This is a genomic window from Microcoleus sp. LAD1_D5 (assembly GCF_036702115.1).
Taxonomy (GTDB): domain Bacteria; phylum Cyanobacteriota; class Cyanobacteriia; order Cyanobacteriales; family Microcoleaceae; genus Microcoleus.
Genome location: NZ_JAUBSA010000186.1, coordinates 1 through 1,173 on the forward strand (window position 1 = coordinate 1; position 1,173 = coordinate 1,173).

The window sequence follows — 1,173 nt, forward strand, 5'->3', positions numbered from 1 at the left end:
TCTTGACGAACTCCGCACAAAAGTCAAGGAAATTTTGGCATCTTTCACCGTGAGCGTCATTGGTTTTCTCACCGGATAGTCTTGGATTTTACATTCTTTATCTCTATCACATCTTTAAAAAAATGGTATCAAACTCCATTACCGGGCTGGCATCCATCTTTTCGTAGAGTGCTTGCAGCATTGGAGTTATGTCTATGGAAGGTAAACCCAAAGTTATCTGAGTTAACGCCGGGGGCTGCTGCACAAAATCAAATCGAGCAAAGGTTCCGTTATTGTCGCTACCGTCTCCGAGAAAGGGTGCTAAAACCTTTGGCTGAATATTTCCATAAATAGACAGCGATACTGCCCCGACATTGACGGTAGTTCCAGCCGCACGCGCTACTACAGCACCATTACCGCTCCAGGCTTCAAGTAAGTCCTCTTTGTCGCTACCCTTGCCGCTACGGTATTGGTTTGCTGAATTAAAAAATCCTGCAAGTTCGTCGGGGGAGCATCCCGGTTTTGTAAATGATTAAAAGTATGATATGAGCCAAAATTTTTCGCCCTGCGCTACATGATAGAACGGAAAAGTTGTCGCCCGCAAGCTAACCGAACTGGCGAGAGAGGAGTATTTAAAGTATGGGAGTTGGGAAGAAAAATATAGAAAAGGTGTCTATATTCTAGATTAATTCATTCAAGTAAGCACACCTAAGTTTGAGCATTTGATTAATATTTTCACGACACCACTGAGCGCCGGAAATCTTCAATCTTCTATCAATCTGTTTGACTAATGATTCCACTGCTCCCGACCCAATAGAACAAATATTTTGGCTGGATAAGAGTTGATAGTTGACAATTCGATTCCGATGTTTTGTGAGATATTTACAGAAGTTAGTAGTCTGACGACTACTGCATAACTCAAACAACTTCATGGTTTCATCTATACCGCGATAGCCACAACAATTCTTTGGCTTTAGACAGCCGTTTCCTAGACCCTGCTACTTTGTACAGATTTTCTACTAAATGATACCAGTCTAAAATTTCTCGGCGATTACCATCCGGATTGAATTTACCGATCAGATTCCAAATTCCGTCATGTCCATCACCCAAACAAGTCACTAGTACAGCTCGGCGAAAATAGAATACCCACTAAACCGCTAATACTTTACCCTTATAAGTCCACTTGAAGGGCTT

Annotated in this window: 2 pseudogenes; both read right to left on the reverse strand. The window is 42.0% G+C overall.

From position 1 onward, the window contains the following. Window positions 1–106: 106 nt before the first annotated feature. A pseudogene (locus QUA70_RS28735) lies at window positions 107–475 on the reverse strand (DUF3987 domain-containing protein); the annotation flags it as partial. 184 nt (window positions 476–659) lie between these two features. Next, a pseudogene (locus QUA70_RS28470) lies at window positions 660–1,098 on the reverse strand (ISKra4 family transposase); the annotation flags it as partial. Between the last annotated feature and the right edge of the window lie 75 nt (window positions 1,099–1,173).